This window comes from Fibrobacter sp. HC4 (genome assembly GCF_023373925.1).
Classification (GTDB): Bacteria; Fibrobacterota; Fibrobacteria; order Fibrobacterales; family Fibrobacteraceae; genus Fibrobacter.
In genome coordinates this window covers 22,754-49,460 of record NZ_JALCZV010000006.1, presented here as the reverse complement: position 1 = coordinate 49,460, position 26,707 = coordinate 22,754, and the positions used below count along the sequence as shown (strand labels likewise).

22 protein-coding genes are annotated in these 26,707 nt (G+C 51.8%); 16 read left to right on the top strand and 6 right to left on the bottom strand.

The window, feature by feature from the left end; translation table 11 throughout:
- Positions 1 to 60: 60 nt before the first annotated feature.
- The 10 genes from MMG03_RS05375 (at position 61) to MMG03_RS05335 (ending at position 8,955) form a co-directional block, all read left to right on the top strand.
- Positions 61 to 1,950, top strand: coding sequence for a SulP family inorganic anion transporter (locus MMG03_RS05375; RefSeq protein WP_073158044.1), 1,890 nt, complete (start codon positions 61 to 63; stop codon positions 1,948 to 1,950).
- Positions 1,951 to 2,152: 202 nt separating this feature from the next.
- Positions 2,153 to 2,287 carry a hypothetical protein gene (locus MMG03_RS15835; protein WP_254917597.1) on the top strand — a complete coding sequence of 45 codons (135 nt, stop codon included), beginning with the start codon at positions 2,153 to 2,155 and terminating at the stop codon, positions 2,285 to 2,287.
- A gap of 64 nt (positions 2,288 to 2,351) precedes the next feature.
- Positions 2,352 to 2,942, top strand: a complete 591-nt coding sequence (gene purN, locus MMG03_RS05370) for a phosphoribosylglycinamide formyltransferase (RefSeq protein ID WP_088665594.1) — start codon at positions 2,352 to 2,354, stop codon at positions 2,940 to 2,942.
- A 100-nt stretch (positions 2,943 to 3,042) separates the two neighbouring features.
- Entirely contained in the window at positions 3,043 to 3,774 is a 732-nt protein-coding gene (locus tag MMG03_RS05365; RefSeq protein WP_249505811.1) for a ribonuclease HII, read from the top strand.
- A gap of 233 nt (positions 3,775 to 4,007) precedes the next feature.
- Positions 4,008 to 4,700: a MotA/TolQ/ExbB proton channel family protein gene (locus MMG03_RS05360; protein WP_139258260.1), complete on the top strand. Its 693-nt coding sequence runs from the start codon at positions 4,008 to 4,010 to the stop codon at positions 4,698 to 4,700.
- Positions 4,701 to 4,708: 8 nt separating this feature from the next.
- Complete coding sequence (locus tag MMG03_RS05355; RefSeq protein WP_073158055.1) at positions 4,709 to 5,119, top strand: biopolymer transporter ExbD; 411 nt, start codon at positions 4,709 to 4,711, stop codon at positions 5,117 to 5,119.
- A gap of 11 nt (positions 5,120 to 5,130) precedes the next feature.
- Entirely contained in the window at positions 5,131 to 5,907 is a 777-nt protein-coding gene (locus tag MMG03_RS05350; protein ID WP_249269311.1) for an energy transducer TonB, read from the top strand.
- A 19-nt stretch (positions 5,908 to 5,926) separates the two neighbouring features.
- The gene (locus MMG03_RS05345; RefSeq protein WP_249269310.1) at positions 5,927 to 7,237 is read left to right on the top strand and encodes a translocation protein TolB; all 1,311 of its coding nucleotides are present in this window, start codon (positions 5,927 to 5,929) and stop codon (positions 7,235 to 7,237) included.
- Positions 7,238 to 7,254: 17 nt separating this feature from the next.
- Positions 7,255 to 7,854: an OmpA family protein gene (locus MMG03_RS05340; RefSeq protein WP_073158058.1), complete on the top strand. Its 600-nt coding sequence runs from the start codon at positions 7,255 to 7,257 to the stop codon at positions 7,852 to 7,854.
- Between the two features lie 99 nt (positions 7,855 to 7,953).
- Complete coding sequence (locus MMG03_RS05335; RefSeq protein WP_249505810.1) at positions 7,954 to 8,955, top strand: tol-pal system YbgF family protein; 1,002 nt, start codon at positions 7,954 to 7,956, stop codon at positions 8,953 to 8,955.
- A gap of 390 nt (positions 8,956 to 9,345) precedes the next feature.
- Here MMG03_RS05335 and murA read toward each other — a convergent pair whose 3' ends face one another.
- Together murA and MMG03_RS05325 are read right to left on the bottom strand one after the other, a co-directional pair.
- On the bottom strand, positions 9,346 to 10,629 hold the full coding sequence (murA, locus tag MMG03_RS05330) for a UDP-N-acetylglucosamine 1-carboxyvinyltransferase (RefSeq protein WP_249505809.1): 1,284 nt from the start codon (positions 10,627 to 10,629) through the stop codon (positions 9,346 to 9,348).
- A gap of 5 nt (positions 10,630 to 10,634) precedes the next feature.
- Positions 10,635 to 11,471, bottom strand: a complete 837-nt coding sequence (locus MMG03_RS05325; RefSeq protein ID WP_249505808.1) for an RDD family protein — start codon at positions 11,469 to 11,471, stop codon at positions 10,635 to 10,637.
- A gap of 86 nt (positions 11,472 to 11,557) precedes the next feature.
- Here MMG03_RS05325 and rapA point away from each other — a divergent pair, with 86 nt between their 5' ends.
- From rapA to MMG03_RS05300, 5 genes are all read left to right on the top strand, one after another.
- Positions 11,558 to 14,545 (top strand): RNA polymerase-associated protein RapA, encoded by a 2,988-nt coding sequence (gene rapA / locus MMG03_RS05320; RefSeq protein WP_249505807.1) that lies wholly within the window; start codon positions 11,558 to 11,560, stop codon positions 14,543 to 14,545.
- Between the two features lie 186 nt (positions 14,546 to 14,731).
- Complete coding sequence (proB, locus tag MMG03_RS05315) at positions 14,732 to 15,871, top strand: glutamate 5-kinase (RefSeq protein WP_249505806.1); 1,140 nt, start codon at positions 14,732 to 14,734, stop codon at positions 15,869 to 15,871.
- A gap of 15 nt (positions 15,872 to 15,886) precedes the next feature.
- Complete coding sequence (scpB, locus tag MMG03_RS05310; RefSeq protein WP_073158075.1) at positions 15,887 to 16,594, top strand: SMC-Scp complex subunit ScpB; 708 nt, start codon at positions 15,887 to 15,889, stop codon at positions 16,592 to 16,594.
- Entirely contained in the window at positions 16,594 to 19,245 is a 2,652-nt protein-coding gene (gene mutS, locus MMG03_RS05305) for a DNA mismatch repair protein MutS (RefSeq protein WP_249505805.1), read from the top strand. The genes scpB and mutS overlap by 1 nt, the downstream gene beginning before the upstream one ends.
- A gap of 105 nt (positions 19,246 to 19,350) precedes the next feature.
- Complete coding sequence (locus MMG03_RS05300; RefSeq protein ID WP_073284542.1) at positions 19,351 to 19,854, top strand: hypothetical protein; 504 nt, start codon at positions 19,351 to 19,353, stop codon at positions 19,852 to 19,854.
- Here MMG03_RS05300 and MMG03_RS05295 read toward each other — a convergent pair whose 3' ends face one another.
- The 4 genes from MMG03_RS05295 to MMG03_RS05285 form a co-directional block, all read right to left on the bottom strand.
- The gene (locus MMG03_RS05295) at positions 19,855 to 20,361 is read right to left on the bottom strand and encodes a RidA family protein (RefSeq protein WP_073158084.1); all 507 of its coding nucleotides are present in this window, start codon (positions 20,359 to 20,361) and stop codon (positions 19,855 to 19,857) included. It lies immediately after the preceding gene.
- On the bottom strand, positions 20,345 to 20,473 hold the full coding sequence (locus MMG03_RS15830; protein ID WP_256375045.1) for a hypothetical protein: 129 nt from the start codon (positions 20,471 to 20,473) through the stop codon (positions 20,345 to 20,347). The genes MMG03_RS05295 and MMG03_RS15830 overlap by 17 nt, the downstream gene beginning before the upstream one ends.
- Positions 20,474 to 20,537: 64 nt before the next feature.
- Complete coding sequence (locus MMG03_RS05290) at positions 20,538 to 23,930, bottom strand: MFS transporter (protein ID WP_249505804.1); 3,393 nt, start codon at positions 23,928 to 23,930, stop codon at positions 20,538 to 20,540.
- A 123-nt stretch (positions 23,931 to 24,053) separates the two neighbouring features.
- Positions 24,054 to 25,727 carry a sodium-dependent transporter gene (locus MMG03_RS05285; RefSeq protein WP_249505803.1) on the bottom strand — a complete coding sequence of 558 codons (1,674 nt, stop codon included), beginning with the start codon at positions 25,725 to 25,727 and terminating at the stop codon, positions 24,054 to 24,056.
- Positions 25,728 to 25,955: 228 nt separating this feature from the next.
- On the opposite strand from MMG03_RS05285, the gene MMG03_RS05280 reads away from it, so the two are divergent.
- The gene (locus MMG03_RS05280) at positions 25,956 to 26,690 is read left to right on the top strand and encodes an SDR family oxidoreductase (protein WP_073234855.1); all 735 of its coding nucleotides are present in this window, start codon (positions 25,956 to 25,958) and stop codon (positions 26,688 to 26,690) included.
- Positions 26,691 to 26,707 lie beyond the last annotated feature (17 nt).

The window sequence follows — 26,707 nt, the reverse complement described above, 5'->3', positions numbered from 1 at the left end:
CCTTAACGAAATTCTTGGATTTAATTAAATTTGGGCCGCTTTTTAAAGGGAGAAGCCCAAATGTCTAACGTTAATGCCAAAGAATCCGTCAAGAAATTCTTGACCGAATCTGTAGCAACTGTTACCCCCGAACTTGTAAAGTCCATTAAGAGGGGATATACCAAGCAAAATCTTATTAGCGACTTGATGTCCGGCGTTATCGTCGGCATCCTGGCATTGCCTTTGGCAATCGCTTTCGCTATCGCTTCTGGCGTGGGTCCTGAACAGGGCCTCTACACTGCCATCATTGCTGGTTTCACCATCAGCCTTTTGGGTGGTTCCCGTTTCCAGATTGGCGGTCCCACTGGTGCCTTCATCGTGATCGTGTACGGCATCGTCAGCCAGTATGGTTACGATGGCCTCGCTTCCGCAACGCTCCTAGCCGGTATCATTCTTATTGTCTTCGGCCTTGCCAAGTTTGGTGCCATCATCAAGTTCATCCCGTATCCGGTGACTGTGGGCTTTACTGCCGGTATCGCCGTGATCATCGCCCTGGGTCAGGTTCCCAACTTCTTCGGTCTGAAGTTCCTGGCTAAGGACCCTGCCGACGCCGTGGGCAAGATCAAGCTCTATGTTTCCTCTTTCGACACTGTAAACGTATACTCCGTGATTATCGGTGTTATCGCCTTGGCCGTCTGCATTCTTTGGCCGAAGATCACCACCAAGGTTCCGGGTTCCCTCATCGCCATTATCGTTGCTACCGTCATTGTCAAGGTGCTTGGCTGGGACGACCCCATTAACGGCCACGGCGTCATGACCATCGGTATGAAGAACCATATCCCGTCTGGTTTCCCCACTCCGCATCTCCCGAACATCAGCCTTTCCATGATGCGCGAAGTGTTCCAGCCTGCTTTGACTATCGCTATTCTCGGTGCTATCGAATCCCTGCTTTCTGCTGTGGTGGCCGACGGTATGACTTCTACCAAGCATCGCTCCAACACTGAACTTTTCGGTCAGGGCGTGGCTAACCTTCTTTCTCCCATGTTCGGTGGTATTCCGGCTACTGGCGCTATTGCCCGTACTGCAACCAACATCCGTAATGGTGCCGTTTCCCCGATTTCCGGTCTCGTTCATGCTGTTGTGCTCCTGCTCATCATGCTGGTTCTGGGTAAGTATGCCGAAATGATTCCTATGGCTGCCCTTGCCGCAGTGCTTTTCCAGGTGGCATTCAATATGTGCGGCTATCGCGCTGTGATCAAGATGTTCAAGCTTCCCAAGAGCGACGTGATCGTTATGCTGGTTGCATTCTTCCTCACAGTGATCATCGACCTGACGGTCGCTATCGAAGTGGGCGTTCTCCTTGCTGCCATCCTCTTCATCAAGCGCATGAGTGAAGTTGCCGAAGTGGATGCCGTTACCGATGCAATCCGTGCCGATGACGAAGAAGTCTCACACACCGAATTTGCCCGTCAGGTTCCCAAGGGCGTTGTGGTTTATGAACTTGCCGGTTCCCTGTTCTTTGGTGCTGTAGACAAGTTCAAGGAAACCCTGAACCGCATTGCAGTGAAGCCCAAGATCCTCATCTTACGCATGCGTAGCGTTTCCAGCATCGATGCAGCCGGTATCAACATGATCGAAGACCTGCTGAACCACTGCAAGGCCGACGGTACCCAGCTGCTCCTTTCCGGTGTGCACGCCCAGCCGGTGGTGGCCCTGACCCGCGCAGGTGTGCTGAAGCAGCTTGGCGAAGAAAACGCCTTGGGTAACATCGATGCCGCCTTGAACCGTGCCCGCGAACTTCTGGGCCTGCCTGTGGTTGACGCTTCCGTAGATCCGAACCCCACTGTGAGCTGGGAAAAGGGTCTCGACAAGCCCTGGCTGCCTGAAGAATCCAACGCAGCCGTGGCCGAAGGTACTCCCGAAGTCATCGCAGAAAAGGTTGCTGAAGAACCTGTCTGGAAGCTGAAATAATTAGATCCTATCTATGAATTTTAAGAGTCGTAGGGCTTTGCCCTGCGACTTTTTTGTTCTCAAAAAATATGTTGAGAATTGCTGTTGTGAATTATCTCACACTGAAAATTTTTATGGGCTTGTGTTCCTAGGAGGAGAGCCTTTCCTTTTCTATATTTGGCCTCGCTTAGGGAAGTTTTGGTTGGGCACTATAGGAGCTATAATGTATAAGTACTTGACTGCAGAACCGAAAAAAGTGAAAAAGAAAAAGTCCTTCAAGAAGACTCCTTTCGGTATTTTTATGGAAAATTACATCATGGTTTTGTTTGCCGTGATTGTTCTTGTCCATCTGTTCTAGTCAAATTCTATAGTTTTTGTGGTTAATGCGGCCTTGAGTCGCATTTTTTTTTATCTTTGGCACCATGTTTAAGATTGGCGTTATGGCTTCCGGTGGAGGAAGCAATTTTAAAGCGATTATAGATCGAATTGGCGAGGGCGATCTGGAGGCCCAGTGTAAGTTCCTCATTACCAATAATGGTGGCTGTGGTGCTGTTAACCACGCCAAGACTTACGGTGTCCCCGTGTTCCATATTTCTGGCAAGACCCATCCGGACCAGGCGGAATATGAAGCCGCCCTCCTGGAAGTGATTGACAAGTATGATATCGACTTGTTGATTCTGGCTGGTTATATGAAGGCAATTCCTACCAGCATTTTGAGACGTCTGCCCGACCGTGTGCTGAACATCCATCCGTCTCTGTTGCCGAAGTTTGGTGGTCGAGGCTTCTACGGGCATTTCGTACACGAGGCTGTTCTTGCCGCAGGCGAAACGGAATCTGGTCCTACCATCCATCTGGTATCCGAAGAAATTGACGCCGGTCGCATTCTTGCCCAGCGAAAGGTGCCTGTTATGCCTGACGATACTCCGGAAGTTCTTGCTGCCCGTGTGCTTGTTCAGGAACACGACCTGTACTGGCGTACCATCAAGGAATACGGCGAAGCGCTGGTAAAATAGTTGTCAGCAATCAGTTGTGAGTTTTGAGCTTCAATAATCGCGGCGAAGCCGCCTGACTTTAGCTCGCAGCTCATGGCTCGTAACACACCGCACGTAGCTTATGAAATTTAAACTGCCGGCATTTCTGGATGGAATCGAATCGCCTATCGATGGTGAAGTTGCCCTTCGTGAGAACTTCGCAGGATCCATCATTGCCGGTGTTGATGAGGTGGGTCGAGGGCCGTTGGCTGGCCCTGTGGTTGCCTGTGTTGCCGTTCTCAAATCGCCTGACGCCTTGATTTCGCTGAACGACTCCAAGAAACTGACCCGCCCCAAGCGAGAAGCTATGTTCGAAGCGGTGAAGGAGGCTTGCGCCTGCTATGCCATTGCCAGTGCCAGCGTTGCCGAAATTGATGAAATCAATATTCTAGAGGCTGACTTTTTGGCCATGCGCCGCGCCTTGCAGGCTCTGGGAATGCCTGGTATTCAGGAATCTGCCCCCCAGATCCCCATTGAAGTCAAGGGTTCCTTCGCTGAGGTTTCATCCCTCTCGTCTATATTAGTAGCAGTAGACGGTAACTTGAAGATCCGAGGTGTTCCTCAGGATAACCAGCTGCCTATTGTAAAGGGTGACGGCCGTGTTGCCAGTATATCTGCCGCTTCTATCCTGGCGAAGGTGTTCCGTGACCGCTATATGGACGACCTGGAGAAGAAGTACCCGGGCTATGGCTTTGACAAACATGCCGGATATGGTACCAAGGCTCATCTTGATGCGATCCGAAAGCTTGGCTATACCCCTGAACACCGCATGAGTTTCCATCCCAAGTCCTTGCAGTTGGAACTTCCGTTATAATTTTTACTTATAAAAGTTTGACTTTTATTTGTTTTGACGGACCCATTTATTTTGTAAGAAATTGTAAATGTTGGGTCTTGGCACCTTCTTTTTTGTATTTTCTCTTTAATTTGTGGTGAAAACTGACATTTTGCCATGGTTTTATGTCTTAATGAAGATGTAAAACTTGAAAATTTTCTATCTTATTGATAGTCAAAGATTTATGTAATCCTTTTTTATGAAGGGAGGCTATTTTGAATAACTCAGTTCCTCTGTTTCAAATGATTGCCCAGTCGGACATCGCTACCATTGTTGTGCTCTGCATTCTTGCAGTCATGTCCTTGGGTTCCTGGGGCATTATTCTGGTCAAGTATGTGGTGAACAAGAAGAATCAGCGGGCCAATGTGGTGTTCTTCCGCAAGTTCATTAACGTTCAGCAGTTTGTGGAACTGCAGACCCTTTGCGAAACCGCCGACGAAAGTGCCCTGAAGAGCCTTACTTCCGAAGTACTTAAGGAAGCTTCCAAGTTCAGTAACTTCGTGAGTTATGACTCCATCCAGCACCGCGCGTCCTTGCTGGAAGATACCATCCAGCGTTCTATCGAAGGTCTGCGCCTGGCCGAAGACCGCTATCTGAGCTTCCTAGCAACCTGCTCCAACCTGGCTCCCTTCTTCGGACTGCTGGGTACGGTCTGGGGCATTATGGTGGCCTTCTTCCAGATCGGTCAGCACGGTTCTGCCGACTTGACTGTGGTGGCTCCCGGTATCGCTATGGCTTTGATTACTACGGTTGGCGGCCTTGTGGTGGCTATTCCCGCATCTGCCGGCTACAACTACTTTACCTCCCATAACGGTCAGAACGAAATTTCCTATTACAACTTTGGTTCCCAGGTGCTGAGCTTATTCAAGCGCGGTGACTTGCTGGCTCTTGAAGAAGTGGCCGGCTAGGAGGCGTCGTGAAGCGCAGTCGCGGTAAAGAACTTAAGCAGGAAATGAACCTGACGAACATGATTGATATCGTGTTCGCCATCTTGATCGTGTTCATCATTTCTGCTCCCCTCATGAGCCAGGGTGTCAAGGTGGACTTGCCCAAGGCCGAGGCTCCGACTATGGAGCAGGAAAAACTTTTGAAGGTTTCCATCACCAAGAAGGAAGAAATCTACATCGCAGACATGATGGTGGATTTCCATAGTTTCAACAACGTGTTCAAGTCTTTGTGGAATGGGGAAATGGCTGTGGTCATTAACTCCGACGAAGAAGTGAAGTACGGCCTTGTGATGAAGGTGGTGACCCAGGTGCAGAAGCTGGGCGTTACAAAGCTTGGCTTCTTGACCATGAACCCGAAAGAAAAACCGGGTAAAAGGTAAGGATTATTTTAGTGAGCGAACGTAAGGAACAAATCCGCTACTTCTCTAGCGAAGGCGATGGAATGATGGTGCGAATCATCATTTGCGCCGTTGTGTTCCATATGGTGATCGCAGGAATTTGTATTGGTATTCACTTTGTGAATTTCAAGCAGGAACCGGAACCCATTCCCGTGTTCGAGATGGTGCAGGTGCAACAGCCTCCGAAGGCTCGCCCCAGACCGCCTCGTCCTAAGCCCCCAGAAATTCCGCCTGATCCGCCTAAGGAACAGCCTAAGCCCGACGTGAAACCTAAGCCAGAGCCGAAGCCCAAGGTAAATAAGGAACTTCCGCCGGACATCAAACCCGAAGAAGAAAAGAAGCCGGAACCCGAGCCGGAAGAAAAACCGGAACCGCAGCCGGAACCGGAACCCGAGCCGGAGCCGGTAGATGACTTTGACGTGGATGACCTGGATTTGCCGGCCGCTGTAGAAGCGCCCAGCTTGAATCCTGTGGGTTCTGTTGACATGGACCCGTTGATGCAGGTCTACCTGGAACAGCTGAAACGCATTATCATGGCGAACTTCAATCCTCCCAATAGTTTGTCTGTGAAGAAGAGCGTGAAGACCACGGTGCAGTTTACCATTGACCGTTTTGGTGGCATTACTGGAATTACGCTGAAGCGTTCTTCGGGTAACAAGACCTGGGATCATTTGTCTGTTCGTGCGGTCTCGATTTCCAAGGCTCCGGAGCTTCCGCTTAATTTTAGAGCTCCCAGCTTGACGTTGCATTTTAACTTTACGCCGAATTAATATAGAGGTGTGATCGGATATGATTGAAAAAATCAAGGCTATCTCTAAGTTTCTGTCCTGGGCTCTGGTACTGTTCTTTGCGTACCTGCTGTTTTCCCCGGTCGCAAGCTTTGCTGCCATTGATACCATTGCGGTAGACGTTGGTATTTCGGTGTTCAAGACTATGCCCATTGGCATTGTGCCTTTTACCGAAACCAAGGGTGCCATTGAGTGGATCGAGGAAAAACCTCATCAAATCATTACCCGAGATGCAGAACTCTCTGGACGTTTCGAAGTGATTGCTTCTGACAAGTTCAACTTGGCCTTGTTCAGTAAGAATCGTGCCAAGCACTACATTACCGGTAAGGTGACTCCGGCTGAAGGTGGCAAGCTCCGTCTGGAATGCTTCCTTTATGTGGCTCAGACCAAGGACATGATGCTGGGCGAAGCCTATACTATCAGTCAGCAGGACCTTCGCCGTGCCATGCACAAGTTCTTTGACCAGGTCATTTACCGTTTGTGGGGCGAACGTGGTGTTGCCTCCACCAAGCTGGCCTATGTATCCAAGATCGATGGAGTCAAGCAGGTTGTGGTTTCTGACTACGATGGTTTCCATCGTTCCCAGATTACTCGCGATACGACCATCAGCATGATGCCTGTATGGACCCGCGGCAATAAGGGCTTGATCTTTGTGAACTTCCAGACTCACCGCCCCAAGCTTTATTCCAAGACGTTTGGCGGACCTATTAAGTCTTTGTTCCCTCATCTAGATCAGACGTATAGTCCTGCTGTAAATCCCAAAACTGGCGAATTACTTTTCTCCAGTACCGTAGACGGTAAGACGGATCTGTATATCGGTAATCCTGAAACGGGGAAGGCCAGGAAGTTTGCCTATCTGAAGAGCAATCAGACCAGCCCCGCCTGGAGCCCCTTTGCCAGCGAAGTCCTGTTTACCAGTGACCGTGGCGGTGGACCTCAGATTTTTGTGATGGGCAAGGATGGCAGCGATATGCGCCGCGTGACTTTCATGGGCCGTTACAATGAACGTGCCAGCTGGTCTCCTGAAGGGGATCGCATTGCCTATACTTCCATGGATAATGGCAAGATGAATATTTATACCTGCGCCCTGGATGGCTCTGACATTGTACAGCTGACCAACAACGCAGGCAACAACGAGCATCCCACCTGGTCTCCCGATGGTAAGCTCATCGCTTTCGCAAGTAACCGCAGCGGAAGCTATCAGATTTATATCATGAGGAAGGACGGATCCAACGTGACCCGTATTACCAACTCCGGCGAAAACACCGCGCCTACCTGGTCCTTCTTCTATGAAGACGATAATAAACAATAAACAAAAGAAGGTGCAAAATGAAGAACTTCGTTAAACTCGCCCTGGTGGTTACTACCGCCTCCCTCGCCCTTGTCGCTTGCTCCAAGAAGCAGCCCCCTGTAACGGATCCCGCTGCAGAACAGGCTCCTGCTGCAGAAGCAGCTCCCGCTGTTGAATCTGCTCCCGTGAACCAGGATTCCCTGGCTGCAGAACAGGCTCGCCTTGAAGCTGAACGCCTTGCTGCAGAACGCGCCCGCCTTGAAGCAGAACGTGCCCGTCTGGAACAGCTGATCAACCAGATCATGAGCGAAGACGTCTACTTTGACTTTGACCGTTCCGAACTGACTGAAAAGGCTAAGGAATTGCTGGCTCAGGTTGGCGAACTCCTGATCAAGGAAGAACGCTTCACCATCACTATCGAAGGCCATACCGATGCTCGCGGTACCGAAGATTACAACTTTACCCTGGGTGCAAAGCGCGCCATGAAGGTGAAGGAATTCCTGGCTGCTTACGGCATCGACAACAAGCGCATGGAATCTGTTAGCTACGGTAAGGAAGCTCCCAAGGCTGAAGGTTCCTCTGAAGAAGCCTATTCTCAGAACCGTCGCGCTAACTTCCGCGTGAATATTAAGGACTAGAGCCGGGTGTCGCGAGCAAGCTTGCTTGCTCATGATTGAGGCCAATGAATAATGTGGACTTGAACGTTTATTTTTCGCTGGTTTTATAGCGAGGTGTATATGAAACGATTGGCTTTGGGTATTGCTGTTGTCGCGCTGGCACTCACTGGCTGTAGTCAGGTGACCATGCTCCGCACTCAGGAAATGAAGGCTGTTGGCACGGACGTGCAGACTACCGTGCAGAAGAATGCTGCCTATACCGTAGAAACTCTGGGCGCTCAGAATGATTCCCTGCGTGCAGAACTGGACTCGGCTTTGGCTCGTCTGGAAGCGGCCTCCCTGGCTCAAAAGCGTATGCAGGCTGAAATTACCATGCTTTCTCGTCGAGTGTCCGACGAATCTGAACGCAATGACTCTAGACAGGAAGAAATTCTGTATCGTCTGGACATGCTGTTGGGTAAGTCTGACAAGATCCTTGCCAAGAAGGTTGTGGTCAGCGGCGCTCCGGCTCCTGTTTCTATGGACAGCCTGGAACGCGAAGCTGAAAAGCTTGTGGAAGCGGAAGCCATGTTCAATACTGCCCGCAGCGACTATCACCGTAGCGAATATAAGCTGGCTTACTCCGGCTTTAAGCAGGTCTATGAACAGATGAAGACCGGCGAACTTGCCGAAAATTCTCTGTACTGGATGGCTCTCTGCCTGATTGAAGTGAATCAGATGGATAAGGCCAAGAAGGTTTTCGCCCGTATGTCCGAAGCATTCCCCGATGGTCAGAAGACTTGCCCGGCGATGTTCAAGCTGGCTAGCATCTACAGCGATGAATGCGATATCGATATGCAGAAGCAGTATCTGCAGAAGATTCTTTCTAACAAGTCTTGCGAAACTACCGGCGAGTTCGAACAGGCCGCCGAAATGCTCCAGGAAATCCTGGAAAAGGAAGACAAGGTTAAGGAAGGCGCTCCTGTAGAAGCTTGCGTGCCTAAGGAAGTACCCCTGGAAGCTCAGCCCGTTGCGGAAAAAGCACCTGCCGCAGCCCCCGCTGACCCCTCCGCCGCTCCTGCCGTAGAATCCGCAAATCCCGCCGCAGCCCCCGCACCTGCTGCCCCCGCTGCAAATCCGTAGAATTTTACCTACATAAAAATGAAAAAGTCCGACGCAGCTCGCTGCGCCGGATTTTTTTCCTTAAGGTTTTGAATGGGGTGCGGAAGTGGAATTCGCGTGTGTGGGAGTTTTTTTTTCGGGGTTTACTAACCTAATGTCGAATGTAAGAAAGTTTGGTTAGTAAGAAATTAGTTTATATATAGTGTTTTCTTGAAAATTGGAATATATATACTAACCAAACATCGTTTTTTTGTCAATTTGGTTAGTAAGACAAAAACAAAAAACCTCTTCCGTTGGGAAAAGGTATTCGTTTTTTACTAACCAAACGGCGCCTTTGGACCAATTTGGTCGGTAATTTGGTCAATTTGGTGAATGAATCAAGGGTGGAATTGCTCCTCCCTTGCATCATTATCAGAAATTATCGTCTTCTTCGTCGTCGGAGTGACGGATCACTACGCCGCCGATCTTAGCGACTTTATTTTCGAAGTCTTCGTAACCGCGGTCCAGATGGTACACGCGGCTGACGGTACTTTCGCCTTCGGAAATGAATGCGGCCAGAACCAGTGCGGCTGTTGCACGCAGGTCGCTACCCATGATATCGGTACCTTCCAGCTTGGTGCCGCCCTTGATGATGGCGGTGTTGCCGTTCACCTGGATGTCTGCGCCAAGACGCTGCAGTTCTGCCACGTGCTTGAAGCGGTCGTTGTAGACTGTATCCTGGATGGTGCTGTTGCCCGGGATGGAAACGAGAGTTGCCATCAGCGGAGCCTGCATGTCGGTGGGGTAGCCGGGGTAGGGGAGGGTGGTGACGTTGAGAGGCTTCAGTTCTACGCCGCGGGCGTCAACCTGAGCCCAGTCGTTGCCCACTTCCACCTTGCAGCCCATATCGCGGAAGGCGTCCAGGGTGCTGGCGATATGTTCGGGGAAGACCTTGGTGACCTTGATGCATCCGCGGGTGATGGCGGCTGCGCAAAGGAAGGTGCCTGCTTCGATACGGTCGGGAATGGTAAAGCACTTGCCCGGACGGAGAGCTTCCACGCCCTGCACGGTAAGGGTGCGGGTTCCGCGGCCCTGGATCTTGGCACCCATGGAGTTGAGGAAGTCCACCAGGTTGTCAATTTCGGGTTCAAGGGCGGCATTCTGAAGAACGCTGGTGCCCTTGGCGAGAGTGGCTGCCATCAACACGTTGACGGTGGCGCCTACAGAAGAAATGGGGAAGTTGAAGTTACCGCCGGGGAGACGTCCTTCACAGGTTGCTTCTACATAACCGCGGGTCAATGTGATTTTTGCACCTAGGGCTTCAAGACCCTTCAAATGCAAGTCCACGGGGCGGGGGCCCCAGGCGCATCCACCGGGGAGAGAAACGCGGCAACGTCCGAAGCGGGCCACCAGAGGTCCCAACACATAGAAGCTGGCGCGCATGGTCTTTACCAGTTCGTAGGGGGCTTCCAGATGGTCGGCACCGCGGGTGTCGATTTTAAGCTGGTGGGATTCACCGCTGATACGGCAACCGATAACGCGGAGCACGTCAGACATGGTCTTCATGTCTTTCAGGTGGGGGACGTTTGTAATTTCGGAAACGCCGTCGGCCAGGAGAGCGGCTGCCATCACGGCAAGCACGGCATTCTTTGCGCCGGAAATTTCGACTTCACCTTCGAGAGGTTTTACCGCCTGGTGAACTTCAAAACGATACATATAAACTATTTCTCCTGATCGTCGTCGGGACGAACTTTGATTTTAACACTTGTGTCGTGAACCACGTAGGTTCTTGCAATCCAGTCATGAAGGGATCTGCGCTTGGGGTCAATCATGACCACCAGATAGCCGATGCCGTAGAACATCAAGGTGAACTGGGTGAAAAGGCTTGCCACATAACGCAATGTGCTGAGAACCCAGCTAACCTTTGCGATTCCGCTGACGGTACTGATGCTGTAGGCGGGTTCCACATGGATCTTGAACAACTTCTTGCCGGGGGTGGCGGACTTTATTGCGGTAAAGACGATGAAGTAAATGCCCTGCACGATACCCCAGATGGATAGGAACAGATGGGTGCCGGGGGCTTCCAGGATCTTGCTCATGGCGTCTTCGGCGGAGGGGTCTGCGATGTAGGCGTTCATTGCTTCGGAAATGGCGTTCAGGTCGGCCAGCTGCATTGCGCTCAGGACCATGAGGATGACGATTCCGAATGCAGAAAGGATGAGGTTGTCGACGAAATAGGCGGCGGCGCGGACGAAGAATCCGGCGTAGCGCTTGGAGGCCTTATGTTCTGCCAGGATGGCTTCTAGGGCTGCCTTGATTTGCTCTTCGTCGGAAAGGACGGAACCTTCTGCGGATTCCCCCTTTTCAAAAAGGTTAGCATTGTTCTTTGCTTCTTCCGTATCTTCCCAGCGGACCCAGTCCTTCATACCTGAGTGCCATACCAGAGTCTGGGGCTTTACCGTTTCGGATTTGACAAGATCCATTAATTCATCGATAGAATAAGGACCCTTGCGCCTGTCTCCGTCGGTTATGCTTTCATCAATATAATACCAAATCATACTGGGTACAATGTAGCAAAAAAAGCGGATATTGTCGGGCGTAGTAGGGAAGCCGAAATTTTGAAAAAAAACTAAATTGGGGGCTTATGATGAATTTTAAGGTTGGCCAACGCTACGTAAGTCAATCGGAACCTGCTCTGGGACTCGGCATAGTCACAGAAGTTCAGGACCGTATTGTGAAGATTTCTTTCCCTGCTGTGAATGATGTTCGTCTTTACCGTTCCATGGGTGCCCCGGTGGACCGTTTCCTGCTTGCCGTGGGTGAAACTGCGAAGAGCGAAAAGGGTGTTTCCTTTACGGTGGAAAATGTGGTGGAAGTGGATGGGCTGGTGGTCTATGAAGGTCGCGCCGGTCGTTCCATGAAGGAATCCGAACTGAATGGCAAGATTTCCATTGCTAGGCCCGCCGACTTGTTCCGTGCCCTGCAGGAAAACCGCATTTCCGATAGCGACCAGTTCCTCCGCCGCGAACAGTCCATGAAGCTGTATTGCAAGTGGCAGTCTTCGCCGGTACGCGGTATGATTGGCCCCCGTGTAAGCCAGATTCCCCACCAGTACTATCTGTGCCAGCGCGCCTGTTCCAGCTCCGCTCTGCCCCGTCTGATGCTTTCTGACGAAGTGGGCCTGGGTAAGACTATCGAAGCCGGCATGATCTGGCATGCCCTGAAGGCCCGCGGACGCGTGACCCGTACCTTGGTGATTGTTCCCGAAACTCTGAAGCATCAGTGGCTGGTGGAAATGAAGCGCCGCTTCAACCATCTGTTTACCCTGGTGGACGAAGGTTACCTGAAGGGCTTGTTTGTGGCTGACGAAGACGATAAGCCCAATCCGTTCTCCCAGGCCAACGACATCATCTGTTCCATCGACTTCTTGATCAAGCAGCCGGCCCTGATCGAAGACTTGCTGAAGGTCAAGTGGGACATGACCATTATCGATGAAGCTCACCACCTGGTTTGCGAAGATGGATTTACCAGCCACGAATACTTGCTGGCCAATGCGGTGATCCAGCGCTCCAAGGGTGTGTTGCTCTTGACCGGTACTCCGCTGCAGTTCCATCCGGAATCCCAGTTTAACCGACTGAAGATGTTGGACCCGGTCCGCTTTGCGGATTACAATAATTTTATCAAGGATCAGGATGCGTACCGCAAACTGGTGAATGAACTGAACAAGTTGCCTACCGATCCTGGTCAGCAGATGAGCTGGGACGACCTGAACGAAATTGTTCCCAAGAAGTCCATGATCCGCCCCTGGCTTGAACAGGAAAGCGCCAAGTCCATGTCTGCCGATGAATGGATCCGCCGTATCGTGGATGCCGTGGGTACTGGCTCCGTGGTGTTCCGCAATACCCGTAAGGGCGTGGGCGGATTCCCCAAGCGCGTGTTGGACGAAATCCCGTTGGAACCTAACGAACGTTATCGCGAAATGGTGAACGTGGCTGCCGAGAACGACCTGGATATGTCTACGGACATTCAGGAAAACGGTTTGCTTTGCACCAGCTACTCCGATGCCTGGTGCATGGACGAACGCTATGTGTGGTTGAAGCAATTCCTGAAGGAACATAAGGACGACAAGGTCCTGCTGATTTGCGAATCCATTCAGGTGGTTCTTGCTCTTGAGACCTTGCTGACGGAATACATGGGCGAAGGCGCCTTCTCCATGTTCCATGAAAATATGACCATCATGGCCCGCGATAAGGCCGCCGCAAACTTTAGCCGTGAAAACGGCGCTAACCTTCTGATCGCTTCTGAAATAGGTTCCGAAGGCCGTAACTTCCAGTTTGCCCATCACTTGATCTTGTTTGACTTGCCGCTGGACGCTTCCTTGGTGGAACAGCGTATCGGTCGACTGGACCGCATTGGCCAGACTGAAAACATTATCATCCATGTGCCTTATGTAAAGGGTTCCGGTCAGGAAGTCATGTTCCGCTGGTACCACAACGGCTTGAATGCTTTCGGCACTCCCATGATGAGCGGTGGCGAACTGTTCCTGAAGTACACCGACGAGTTGATTGCCGCCTTGGCAGAACCCCAGGAATTCCTGCAGCACTTCATGGACAATGTCATTCCCCAGGTGAAGAAGGATTGCGACACCATGCGCAAGAACATCGAGAAGGGGCGTGACCGCTTGCTGGAATTCAACTCCCGCAATCCGGCGAAGGCAAAGGAAATTACCGACGAAATCCAGCGCGTGGATGCTGAACCTGAACTTGAAACTTTGGTGTTCTCTTCGTTGATGAACCGCGGACTTGAAATTGAAAAGAGCAAGATTCCGGGTTGCTATGTGGTGACCATGGGAACTCAGGTGGAAGCCGGTTCTGTGCCGGGGATGCCCGAATCTGTGGGCGGTGTGCCTGGTAGCAGTGGCGGTGGCGGACGTGTGGTCCAGAATGTGGGCGACTTCTCTGAAGGTGGTGGCGGTGACGAAGATGCTCGTTACTCCGATGCCTCCAGCCTGACCGTTACCTTTGACCGTAGTGTAGCCATGATCCATGACGAAGTGGATTTCGTTAGCTTGGAACATCCGCTGTCTCAGGGTGTGATTGACTTTGAAACTACTTTGGACAATGGCGCTGTGTCTTGCAATATGTGGCAGAACTCCGGTATGCGCGGCCTGCTCATGCAGTACAACTTTGCTGTAGACTTCTCCATTTCTGAAGAATGGGGCGTGTCTGACATTGCGGGTCCCAAGTACATTAGCGTTCTGGTGAACCCCAATGGCGAAGACTTGTCTAGCAAGCTTGAAGATCTTGCCAAGGCTTCCTTTAAGGATGTGGCCGTGCCTCAGGGAAATCCGGCTGTGAACATGACTCTGAAGTACTTTGGTAAGGAAGGCTTGGCTATTGCCCGTCGTGAGGTGACTGCCAAGGCTAAGGAACTTGCCGAACAGGCTGCAGAAGCTGTGGAAGCTCGTGCCGAACAGGAATACCAGCGCATGAACCACTTGCTGATTATGCGTGGCAAGGCTGGCAACAACGAACAGTTGAAGCAGCTCCGCAAGAATGCCCAGGAATGGAAGAAGATTATTTCTAACCCGCAGCTCCGCCTGGATGCCATCCGCCTTCTGGTCTGCAGATAATAGGTATGAGGAATGAGGTCGGGCCTTGCGGCCCTCTGAGGTATGAGGTCAACCGGGAAAGAATTTTGAGAGATGTAAAGAGATTTGTAATTTAACCTGAAAGCGAGCGACGCGAGCGACCTGATACCTCAAAGCGAACGTAGTGAGCGACCTGAAAACTGAAAGCACCAAAGGTGCGACCTGAATATGAGTGAATTAAGAAAGAACATTTTGAATGAAGCCCACCGCATTGTGGTGAAGATTGGTTCCCGCATTCTGGTGGATTCCGAAAAGGGTGGCGTCCGTACCCGCTATATCCAGAAGCTGGCTGATTCCGTTGCCCGCCTCATGGAAGCTGGAAAGGAAGTTGTCATCGTGACTTCCGGTGCTGTGGGTACCGGCATGAGTCAGCTGGGCTATAAGGAAAAGCCTACGGTCATTGCTGAAAAGCAGGCTTGCGCTGCAGTGGGTCAGATTGACTTGATGTACGCCTACCGCGAAATGTTCCGCTGGTGCCAGCTTTCTGTGGGCCAGATTCTTTTGTCTGCAGATGACTTCCGCGATCGCGGCCGTTACAAGAATCTGCAGAACACCATCAAGGCCATGCTCGCCCGTAAGATCGTTCCTATCATCAACGAGAACGACTCCCTGGCTGTGGCTGAAATCAAGGTGGGCGATAACGATAAGCTGTCTTCTGACGTGGCCCTGTTCCTGGATGCAGACTTGCTGCTAATCTTTACGGACGAAGACGGTCTCTTTGACGATAATCCCAAGAAGAATCCCAATGCCCGCCTGTTGCGTTTCGTTCCCGAAATTACTCCCGCTGTTCTCGCTCTGGCTGGTAAGCCCGGCGAAGCCGGTTCTGCTGTAAGTACCGGCGGTATGCGCAGTAAGCTTGAAGCTATCCGTAATGTAACCAAGAGCGGCTGCAATGCGTTCCTGGCTTGCGGTATGCGCGTGCTTCCCCACGAAGTGATTCTCGAACAGGCCGAAGGTACTTTATTTGTAGGCTCCAAGAAAAAGTTGAACAGCCGTCAGCGTTGGCTCAGCTTTATTACCACTCCCCGCGGAAGTGTCGTGGTGGACGAAGGTGGCGTAAAGGCCTTGCGCGAAAAGCATTCCAGCCTGCTGCCCGTTGGTGTTGTCGCTGTGAAGAAACATTTTGACAAGGGCGACCTTATTGAAGTCCTGAGCGAATCTGGCGAAGCTGTGGCCCGCGGTGTCGCAAAGTTCGATAGTGGAACTTTGAAGCTTGTACTCCACAAGAAGACTTCCGAAATCCATGCCTTGCTGGGTAAGGACGTTGCCGACGAACTGGTTCACAAGAACGACCTGGTGGTGTTTTAATAAGAGAGTTGAATTATGGCAGAAGATCAGAACTTAGACGAATTGGCCGAAGAATCGGCGGAACTCCCGAAAGTTGAAAGTCAGGAAGATCTGGCTCGCATTATCCAGGCATTGGTTTTTGCCTCTACTGATGTGGTGACTTTGAAGAAGCTTCGCGAAATCCTGGGCGACTTCCTGGATGCTCGCCTAGTGTCTGACGCACTTATTGCTGCCAACGATTCCCTGAACAAGATCAATTCACCTTTTGAAATTGTGGAACAGGCCGGTGGTTATCGCTTCCGTACTCGCGCCAAGTATTATCCTTGGGTCCGCAAGTTGTTCCCCGAAGCAAATGCCCGCCGCTTAAGCCAGGCTGCACTTGAAACTCTCGCTGTGATTGCTTACCAGCAGCCCATTACCAAGGCGGCCATTGAACAGGTTCGTGGTGTGTCTTCTGTAGATGGCCCGATCCGTAACTTGCTGGATAAGGGTTTCATCGCCCTGGGTTCCCGCGCCGAAACTGTGGGTAACCCTTACACCTACGTGACCACCCAGGAATTTATGAAGTACTTCGGAATCAACCGCATTCCCGAAGACTTGCCCCGCCTCCGCGAATTTAGCGAACTTCTGGAAGCCGGCGCCCTGGTGCCTCAATACGCCAAGCCTGAATCCATTGCCAACGATGAACCTCAGGAACCTGAGGATAATCCGGATCAGGTTGAACTTTCTATGGGAGATCTGTAATGGCCTGCACTCCTTTAATGCAACAGTATTACGATATCAAGGCCCAGAATCCGGGCTGTATTCTGTTCTTTAGAATGGGTGACTTCTTTGAACTTTTTGAAGAAGACGCTGTTATCGCCTCCAAGATTTTAGGCATTACCTTGACCAGCCGCAATAACGGTGCATCTGGAGCCACACCCCTTTGCGGATTCCCTCACCACGCCGCTGAACGTTACGTTCCCAAGATGGTGGCCGCAGGCTATCGAGTGGCTATCTGTGAACAGGTCGAAGATCCTAAACTGGCCAAGGGTATCGTCAAGCGCGACATTGTTGAAATCATCAGTGCCGGTACCGCTATGAACGAAGCTAACCTGGATGCTAAGGAAGCGAATTACCTTTGCGCCTACATCCCTGCGAAGGCTGCCGTTGCGGAAACCGTCGACGGAAAGTGTGCCGACTTGGCCGCCTTTGCCATCGCCGATGTGACTACCGGTTATTTGGCCACAAGTAAAAGTTCCATTCAGGCTTTTGAATGTGAATTCTGCCGCCGCATGCCCAAGGAAATCGTTGTTCCCGAAGGAACCGTGATTCCCGATGGTGTCATGGACTTGGTAAAGTCCGAAAATATTCTGGTGACTGAACTGCCCGCTTTCCAGTTCGGTGAAGAGGCTGCCCGCGATACGCTGTTTAGCCATTTCAAGGTGGAAGCTCTGGATGGCCTTGGTCTTGATGGCCGCCCCGAAGAAACTTCTGTGACTGGGGCCATGCTCCAGTATTTGATGTTCCAGAAAAAGTCTGAGCTGTCTCATTTTACGGCTCTGGAAATTTTGAATCTGGATGACTACATGACATTGGATCCGTCCACCTTGCGTAACCTGGAACTGGTGCGCCCGCTGAACGCCGATGACATGAGCAGCACCCTTTGCTATGTGCTGGACTTTACCGTTACTGCCATGGGTGGTAGAACTTTGAAGGACTGGGTGAGCCATCCGCTGATTTCTGTAGACCGCATCAAGGCTCGCGAAGAAGCCGTCGATGAACTGGTGAACAATCCGGTAGCCCTTGACGAGTTGAAGGAATCTCTCACTTCTATTCTGGATATGGAACGCCTGATGGGCCGCGTAGGCTCTGGCCGTGCCAATGCCCGTGACCTTGCGGGTATGGGCCGCTCCCTTTCTCAGGCCGCCAAGGTGGCCGATGTTCTGGAAGGTTTGCGTTCTCCCATTTTCGAACCCATGCGTGAGGCTTTGATCCGCGCCCAGGGCAGGGGAGAGGAACTTCTCAACCAGTTTAACGAAGACTTGCCCTTGACCGTTCGCGAAGGCGGCATGATCCGTGAAGGAGCCAACGCAGAACTGGACGCCATGAATGCTGACATTAAGGATAGACGTCAGTGGATTGCGTCCCTTGAAACTCGCGAAAAGGAACGTCTTGGAATTCCCAGTCTTAAGGTGGGCTACAACAAGGTTTTCGGTTACTACATCGAAGTGACCCGCGCCGCCATGGCCAAGGCCACCAATCCTATTCCCGACGAATATATCCGTAAGCAGACTACGGTGAATGCCGAACGTTACATCACTCCGGAAATGAAGGAATGCGAATCCATCATCAGCAATGCCGAAGTGAACATTCACGCTCTGGAATACAAGATTTTCTGCGAACTCCGCGACCGCGTCAACTCCTGGCGTGCAGAACTTCAGGAAATCGCCAACGCCATTGCCCGCGTGGATACGCTTTACAGTTTTGCCCGCGCCGCCCGCAAGTACAACTATGTTTGCCCTGAAGTCTTTGAAGGTTCCGGCATCGAAATCAAGGGTGGTTTCCATCCGGTGATCGTTGCGGTAAATCCTGACCTGGATTTCATCAGCAACGATGTAACGCTTTCTCCCGAGGCGACCCGGCTGATGCTGATTACTGGCCCCAACATGGCCGGTAAATCAACTTACCTGCGTCAGACTGGCTTGATTGTCCTGATGGCACAGATCGGTTGCTTTGTGCCTGCGGAAAGTGCCCGCATTGGCGTTGTGGACCGTATCTTTACCCGCGTAGGTGCCAGCGACCGCCTGAGCCGAGGCCTTTCTACCTTCATGGTGGAAATGATTGAAACTGCAAACATTCTGCGTAACGCCACCGCCCATAGCCTGGTGCTGCTTGACGAAATCGGCCGCGGTACCAGTACCTTCGACGGTCTCTCCATCGCCTGGGCCATCGTAGAAACGTTGCACGACGAACCTGCCCGCGCGGCCCTCACGCTGTTCGCCACCCATTACCACGAATTGACTGGTTTGGTGGATGACCTTGAACACGCCGGCAACTACCAGGTGGCCGTTCAGGAAAAGGGCGATAAACTCTTGTTCCTCCATAAGATTCTCGAAGGGGCTTGCGACTCTAGCTACGGTATCCATGTGGCAGAAATGGCAGGCCTTCCCAATAACGTGCTGCGCCGTGCCCGCAAGATCTTGCTCCGCCTAGAAAAGCACAAGATCGACCCCAGCGATGAAGCCGCCAACAAGAAACTGAAGGAAAAGCCCCAGGTGGACCTGTTTGCAACCCCTGTAGACGAATCCGCCCAGCTTCTGAAGGAAGAAATCCGCCGCCTCCGCCCCGAAGAAATGACCCCCATGCAGGCGCTCCAATACCTGATGGACATGAAGGACCACTACGGGAAATAGCGTAGAGCGTAAAGGTTAAAGGGAAAAGGTTTTTGCATATCTTGCAAACACCTTTTCTTTTACAAAGAATGTGTGGCAACTGAAAAAATTGCTATTAGTTGTTGTATGATCGATTTCGCTGCATTACAGGACTACGTTTACGAGGATCGGGTTTACGATTCCAATATCCACGGATTGGCCCATTGGCGCCAGGTGGAGTTTAACGGACTTTTGTTAGCTAAAAAGACCAAGGCCGATGTCACTGTGGTTCGTCTGTTTGCGCTCTTTCATGATTCCAAGCGGGAAAGTGACGGCTACGATAGCAAGCATGGCGGCCGCGGGGCTGAATTTGCTCTAAAATGTCGCGAAGAAAAACTGTTCGAAATTACGGACGAACAGTTTGAAAAACTGTATCACGCCTGCAAGCACCATACTACGGAACGTAGTAGCGGTGACCCGACGATCGATACTTGCTACGATGCCGACCGTCTGGATTTGGGCCGCGTAGATTTTCTTTTGGATCCACAAAAAATGGCGACCTCGGCGGGCGCCCTTATTGCAACCAAATCCCGCAAGGAAAACGTTCCGACGCAAAAAATGCGAGATTGGTTGCTTCGATTTGAATTCTAGTTACTTTTCGATCCAGCCGTAGCGACCTTCGAACTTGGTTTCGCTCTTGATCACCTGGAAGGTACAGCTGACTTCTACGCCGGCGTTCTTGGGCAGGGCGGCCACACCTACTGCGGTGCGGGCGTGCTTGCCGTTATCACCCAGAATCTGTACGGCCAGTTCGCTGGCTCCGTTCAAAATTGCGGGCTGTTCCTTGAATTCCGGGTTAGACTGCACAAAGCCCTGGAGCTGAACCAGCTTCAAGGTTTCGCCGTCCTGCAGTAAGCTCATGGCGGCGGCAAGGTTGTTCAGCAGGCAGATGGCTGCGCCTTCCTTGGCCTTTTCCGGAGAAAGGGCGTCGGGCACAATGCCGGTGTATGCAGAAAAATCACCGTTCACGGAGGGCAGCTGGCCCGACACGAAAATCACATCGCCTGCACGAGTGGCGGGTACGTATGCGGCCAGAGGGGCTGCAACGGCGGGAAGGGTCAAACCCAGTTCTTCGACTTTCTTAACGATGTTCTGCATAAGGATCTCCTTGACTTTTACCTCTAAATAATACAAACTTTCCTTTTCTGAGTTTTTCTTTTTCTTTATAAAGTTTGCTTTTTTTATTTGCGGTTCCCCATAAAAAACTCATAGAAAAAGGCGAATCTTTCGATCCGCCTTTTCTATAGCTCTTGTTGTAGGAATACCCAGAAGATTTACTTCTTGGTGCCTTCCATCAGTTCGATGGCCAACTTCTTCATGTTGGTGAAGTCCCACTTGCCGGAACCCAGCTTGGGGATGCTGTCCACCTTGAATACGGAACCGGGGATCATAAGGGGCGGGATGCCGGACTTACGGATGTTGCGGGATAGTTCTTCGACGTCGAACTGGCCGTTTACCAGCAGCACGATTCGTTCGCCCTTCACGGAGTCAGGAACTGCGGTGACTGCGAATTCCATGCCTTCCAGGAGCTTGGTTTCGGCGAGGCGCAATTCCACGGCGGTCAGGGAAATCATTTCACCGCCCAGCTTGGCAAAGCGGCTGTAGCGACCGAGAATCTGTACGAATCCGTCGGGAGTGTGGGTGCCCTTGTCGCCGGTCTTGTACCAGCGGCGGCCATCCTTTTCGAAGACCACGCTTGCGGTCTTTTCGGGATCCTTCAGGTAACCCTTCATGACCTGGGGACCGCTGACCACGATCATGCCCTCTGCGGTGGGTTCCAGGAATTCGTTGGTTTCGGGATCGATAATGGCGGTGATGGAACCAGGGATGCCGAGGCCGATACTGGAGGTATCGTTGCACTTGCCCATGGTCAGGAAGTCATCCAGCAACACGTTGGGTGCGTTCAGGGTAGCCAAGGGGGAGAGCTCGGTACAACCGTAAGCTTCGTAGATGTCCTTGCCGAATTTCAGCTTGAAGGCTTCGCGCATTTCGGGGCGGAGCTTTTCGGCACCGGCCACGATGTAACGCAGGGAGTCCAGACACATGGGGTGGACCCAGCGGTTGATAACGATTGCGCGCAGGAAGGTGGGGGTACCCATCAGGATGGTAGTCTTGTACTGGGCACAGACGCGAGCCAAAGTCTTGATGTCGGTGGGATCGGGGCAGAGCACCATGGGAACACCGTTCAGCATGGGTGCCATGAAGGTCATGGTAAAGCCGAAGGAGTGGAACAGCGGCAAGAGGCTGGTCATGACATCGCCACGATGCATCTTGATGATGTAGTCCATCTGCTGGGCGTTGGAGACGATGTTCTTGTGGGTCAGCTGAACGCCCTTGGGGGTACCTTCGGAACCCGAACTGAAGAGGATCAAGGCATCGTCGTTAGGCTTTGCAGAAGTAAACCACAGGAACTTGAGCCACTTGGCGGGGAGGAACTTGATCTTTGCGGCATCGAGTATTCTTCCGATGGAACCCAACTTTTCTTCTTCGTCGTCAAGATAGATCATCTTGCAACGGTTGGCGATTTCTTCGAAAGCGGGGTTCTTGCTGGAAAGCTTGGTCAAGAAGGCGCGGGTGGTGACCACCGTAGAAATTTCGGCCTTTTCGATACAACCCAACACAGTGTCTACGGGGGCGGTATAGTTCAGGTTGACGGAGGTCTTGCCAGTGCCGAGAATAGACATGATGCCTAGGGCGGCGTCACGGCTGGTGGGGAGCATAAAGCCGATGTGGCGTTCTCCCTTGGAAACGGAACGGATTTTGCCGCCGAAACGGTGGCAGAGGCGGAGCATGCCGTGGCCGGAAACGTGTTTGCCTGCAGGGTCGATGAGAATGGGACGGTTGCGGCGTTTGCGCATGGCCCTGAACCACAGCGGAACGATGGGCTTGGAGTGATCCATGGTTACGTTCCACACGTCGGCGCTCAGTGCCTGCAAGTCGGCGCGGATCTGTTCTTCGGTTGCCGTTTCGGTCAGAGCCTTGGAGAAGCCTACGCTAACGATGCGGTTGTAATATTGGGGGCGGTTGACGCATTCCGAGGCGTGGCTGTAGCGGCTGCCCCAGAGACCCTGAATATAGAAGGGAATGATCTGTGCGCCGGTATCTTTGACGGCGGCGGAATAATCAAGAGTAAACTTTGAAATAAACGGCGACTTGGAAACTTCACCTTCGGGGAAGATTACCTCCACTTCTCCATTGAGCAAGGCCTGACGGATTTCTTCCATGGCGGGCTTGGGATCGCGGCGGTTAATGGGAATCAGGAACTTGCCGTGGAACAGCCAGCGCTGGTACCAGTCCGCAAAGGTATTTCTGTTGATTGCGATGCGGAGGGGGCGCGGGCTTGCCATCTGGAGTACTGCCCAGTCGATGTAGCTGAAGTGGGGGCCGACTAGAAGGGCGGGGCCACTTTCGGGAATGTTCACGCTTCCCTTTACCATGATACGGTAACGGAAAACATAGCTGAAAGCAAAGCGGAGGCCAGCTCGCAGAAGTGTCATGGGATTACTCCGCAATGTTAGGATGAAGGTGATGATGAACATTACAGACAGAATCAGGAAGCAGTGGTAAACCTGACAGTCGGTAAAGATGAGGAGCAGTGTCTGACCGCCTGTGAGTACTGTAAGAACAATCATCTGGATCATGTTGGATACAGAATGAATTCGTCCTGCCGTGTTGGTCTTGGCCAGATTCTGGGTTGTTGTTCTAAGAATGACAAAGGCGGCACCAGTGCTGATTCCAAGAATGCTGTAGAGGATGCCCTGCAGCCAGTCAATATGAACGAAGGGAATCAGGAACATGACCAGAGCCGATGCGATTGCGGCAAAGGGAATGATGCCTGTTTCTACGAACCCCTTGGAAGAACGACTTGCCATGACGGCGCCGACGATAATACCTGCTGCAGTCAGCGTTACTGTAAATACAAATCCTGCCAGGGTCAGGCTGAAAGCGTTGTTTGCGCTGCCGCTGGACATGTGCTGTGCCAGAAGCATCAGAATCTGGATGACACCCCAGAAGGCAGAAAGACCGAGAATGGCCAGGCGGGCGCTGGGAATCTTCCAGGTGGCGGTAAAGACGCGACTTGCGGAACGATACTTGATGGACTCGTCGCGGCGTCCCACGCGGACAAAGAAACTGAAAATGGTTGTGGCGACGGAGGCGCCCAGGTAGATAAAGAGAATCTGATTGAAACCGATAAAACCGAGGTAGGCGGCCAGTGCAACTCCCAGTACGTAGTAAATCATGAACCAGGCGTTTGCCTTTACAAGATCGCTTCCGTCAAAGACTTTCTGCATGGCGCTGAGTCGGGCTGGCACATGGAGCGCATAGCCGATGCCGTAGACTCCAACTAAGCCAAATGCAACCCAGTTGCAATCCGTAACGTAGCAGACCGAAATGGCGATAAGGGCTGCTGCTGCAATGATGCTGGACCAACCCATGGCTCTGCTCTCGGATTGCTTGCTCACAAAGTAGCTTGCAATGGGCATCATGAAGATGCTGGGCACGAACATCCCCACCTGCAAAAGCAGACTTCTCCAGAGGAACGCAGTATCCTGGTAATTGGCACTGAGCCAGGCCTGGAAGTGAACGAAGATTCCCATCTGGGTAAATGCGCCGAAGAATACAGCGAAGAAGAAAGGAATAGCTCCGTGGTATTTATACAGTTTCATAAAAACTCGAGGTGGGTGTTTATTTCTTTTTGAAGACCTTGGCGAAACAGAACGCGCAGAGGGCTATGATGGCTGTCCAGGAGCCAATCATGAAAATGAGACCGCCGGTAGTGAGTTCCATAGTTAGACCTCCATGTTTGACGAACGTTCAGTGTCGGAATTTCCCACAGACATGTTCTGTTTGTGGTGGTTCTTGGGGGGCTGGTCTGCGGGATCACCCTTGCGCCAAGCAAAGTAGATGAGCACGTTCAAGAGAATGGTCAGGACCAGCAAGAAAATACGGATGCCCCAGGTAAAGGAAATCTGACTCATTTCGCAACCCAGGAAAGTGACCATGGCGTCTGCAGGTACGTTCTGCAGGCTGACTACGGCCCAACCGTCGTGGATCAGCCAGGCGACCAGCACTACGGCCAAGTAGATCGGGCATACAAATCGGATAATGAATCTGAAGAACTTGGGAAGCTTGATGGCGGCACCTTCGTTCATCAGGGCGAAGGCCTCGCTCTCCGGATTGCCGTTTTCGTCCTTGACGGTTGCGGACTTGCGTCTGCCCAAGACAATGGAGAAGACGATTGCCTGGATGGTGCCGATAAATACCTGCAGGAAGCTGCCTCCCCAGAAATCAAATTCATCTACGGCACCGGCTGCAAGACCGAAGATGCCTACGAGACCGCCCAGGAAGGTTACGATACTGACAGATGTGATTGCGCCCTTGCGGGTCTGCTTCAAGTCGTCTTCGCAGAAACTGATCAGGGGCTGGATAATGGAGATGGCGCTAGTGACGCCGGCAATGAACAGCATGGCGAACCACAGAGTCTGGAAGAATCCGCCAAAGGGCAGCTGACCGAATACGAAAGGCATGGTCTGGAAGCCCAGGCCGAAGGTTCCGAGCTTTGCGCATTCTTCGATGTTGTTGCCTGCAATAAGAACGGCCATGGGAATCACGATGGTGCCGCCCAGGATGATTTCTGCAAAACCGTTGGTGGCGCCTGCGGTAAGAGACGAGAGAACCAGGTCTTCCTTGGGTCTGAGGTAGCTGGCGTAGCAGAAAACGATACCCATGCCCAGACTCATGGTAAAGAACACCTGACCAGAAGCGGCGAGCCATATCGTGGGGTTGGTAATTTCAGACAGGTTCGGATTCCACACAAAGGCGAGACCCTTACCGATGCCGTCAATTGTCAGAACGCGTCCCACCAGAATCAAACCCATAATCAGCAAAATTGGCATGGTAATCTTGTTGACTCGTTCGATACCCTTGCGCACACCGAAGGAAAGCAGTGCCATGTTGCAGGCGAAAGTAATCAGGAAGAAAACGATGGCGGCAGGGAAGGGACCCAGCTGGGTGTTCAGCATAATATAGTTGCCGAAGAATTCCTTCATGGGGCCATATCCACCCTTAACCACATCCATCAAGATTCCGGTTGCAGAATAATAGGTGAATGCCAGAATCCAGGACTGGATGAACATATAATAGAAGGTAATGAACAGCGGAGGCAGAATGCAGAGGGAGCCCAAGTGCTTTGCCCAGGGTTTCTGACCTAGAATATAGTGGAAACCGCCCGGAGCCGTACCATGACGCCTACCGCCGGCAGCGCGGCCCAGAGTCCATTCCATCCAGGACAGAGGAATTCCCAAAAGCAGGAATGCTATCAGGTAAGGGATGATAAAGGAGCCGCCGCCATTTGTTGCAGCCTGAACGGGGAATCGTAAAAAGTTTCCTAAACCAACGGCAGAACCGGCAACGGCGAGAATAACGCCAATCTTTGAGCCCCAGTTGTCTCTAGAATTGTTCATCGTATATGTCCCTAAATAAATTTGGGGTTCAATCTAGAAAAATGTGCCTCTTGTCACATTTAGGTAATAGCTATGTATGCGTTTTTGTAGTGAAATATTGCCCCTTTTACAAGTGTATACAAGATTTGCGTAAAATATTCCCGATTTCTATGATTTTTTGAATATTTTTTGAGCATACAAGACCGGTTTGACAAAAAAGACTGGCTTTTTAAAAAAGGGATTGGACAAATGATTGACGTTAAGGGTAAATGGACCTTGATTACTGGCGGTTGCCGCGGTGTAGGACGTCTAACTGCCATTGAAATGGCCAAGTTGGGCGCAAATATCATTCTTCAGGGTCGTTGCAAGGCTAATGCCGACAAGGTTATCGAAGAACTGAAACCCTATGGTGTTGAAGTCCGCGCTGTTGGCTGCAATCTTGAATCTGAGTCAGAAATTGACGCAGCCCTTGCTGAAATCGACTCCTGGGGCGTTCAGGTAGACCTGGTTTTCAATAATGCCGGTCTTATGAGCCATTATTTCCAGGATTATCTGTCCAATACCATGGAAGATTTCCACCACGCCATGGCTGTGAACTTCTACGCTCCCATCAAGATTGCCTATCATTTCTTGCCGGGTATGATCAAGCGTGGTTTTGGCCGTATGCAGCTCACTACCAGCGGTATCGCCAATGAACCGGAATTGATGGGTTATGCCTGCGCAAAGGCCGCCCTGACCAAGTTCGTCAAGGATTTCGCTGTCAAGCTGAACGGAACCGACGTCATGATGAACGTCATGGATCCGGGTTGGCTCCGTACCGACCTGGGTGGCCCCGCAGCTCCCAACGCTCCCGAAACGGTTATCCCCGGCTCCATGGTGGGTGTCCTCCTGGACGACAAGAAGAGCGGTCGCTGGTTTAGCGCACAGGAATTTACCGGCATGTCTCTTGAAGACGCTGTCAAGAAAGGCGCAGACGTTCAATAAAAGTTCCTCCTAACCCC

Coding starts and splice junctions, on each gene's coding strand:
- murA (WP_249505809.1), bottom strand. CDS start 10,629: ATGTATCGTTTTGAAGTTCACCAGGCGGTAAAACCTCTCGAAGGTGAA.
- MMG03_RS05285 (WP_249505803.1), bottom strand. CDS start 25,727: ATGAACAATTCTAGAGACAACTGGGGCTCAAAGATTGGCGTTATTCTC.
- MMG03_RS05365 (WP_249505811.1), top strand. CDS start 3,043: ATGAAATTTAAACTGCCGGCATTTCTGGATGGAATCGAATCGCCTATC.
- MMG03_RS05280 (WP_073234855.1), top strand. CDS start 25,956: ATGATTGACGTTAAGGGTAAATGGACCTTGATTACTGGCGGTTGCCGC.
- MMG03_RS05300 (WP_073284542.1), top strand. CDS start 19,351: ATGATCGATTTCGCTGCATTACAGGACTACGTTTACGAGGATCGGGTT.
- MMG03_RS05335 (WP_249505810.1), top strand. CDS start 7,954: ATGAAACGATTGGCTTTGGGTATTGCTGTTGTCGCGCTGGCACTCACT.
- purN (WP_088665594.1), top strand. CDS start 2,352: ATGTTTAAGATTGGCGTTATGGCTTCCGGTGGAGGAAGCAATTTTAAA.
- scpB (WP_073158075.1), top strand. CDS start 15,887: ATGGCAGAAGATCAGAACTTAGACGAATTGGCCGAAGAATCGGCGGAA.
- MMG03_RS05345 (WP_249269310.1), top strand. CDS start 5,927: ATGATTGAAAAAATCAAGGCTATCTCTAAGTTTCTGTCCTGGGCTCTG.
- MMG03_RS15835 (WP_254917597.1), top strand. CDS start 2,153: ATGTATAAGTACTTGACTGCAGAACCGAAAAAAGTGAAAAAGAAAAAG.
- MMG03_RS05295 (WP_073158084.1), bottom strand. CDS start 20,361: ATGCAGAACATCGTTAAGAAAGTCGAAGAACTGGGTTTGACCCTTCCC.
- rapA (WP_249505807.1), top strand. CDS start 11,558: ATGATGAATTTTAAGGTTGGCCAACGCTACGTAAGTCAATCGGAACCT.
- proB (WP_249505806.1), top strand. CDS start 14,732: ATGAGTGAATTAAGAAAGAACATTTTGAATGAAGCCCACCGCATTGTG.
- MMG03_RS15830 (WP_256375045.1), bottom strand. CDS start 20,473: ATGAGTTTTTTATGGGGAACCGCAAATAAAAAAAGCAAACTTTATAAA.
- MMG03_RS05325 (WP_249505808.1), bottom strand. CDS start 11,471: ATGATTTGGTATTATATTGATGAAAGCATAACCGACGGAGACAGGCGC.
- MMG03_RS05375 (WP_073158044.1), top strand. CDS start 61: ATGTCTAACGTTAATGCCAAAGAATCCGTCAAGAAATTCTTGACCGAA.
- mutS (WP_249505805.1), top strand. CDS start 16,594: ATGGCCTGCACTCCTTTAATGCAACAGTATTACGATATCAAGGCCCAG.
- MMG03_RS05290 (WP_249505804.1), bottom strand. CDS start 23,930: ATGAAACTGTATAAATACCACGGAGCTATTCCTTTCTTCTTCGCTGTA.
- MMG03_RS05340 (WP_073158058.1), top strand. CDS start 7,255: ATGAAGAACTTCGTTAAACTCGCCCTGGTGGTTACTACCGCCTCCCTC.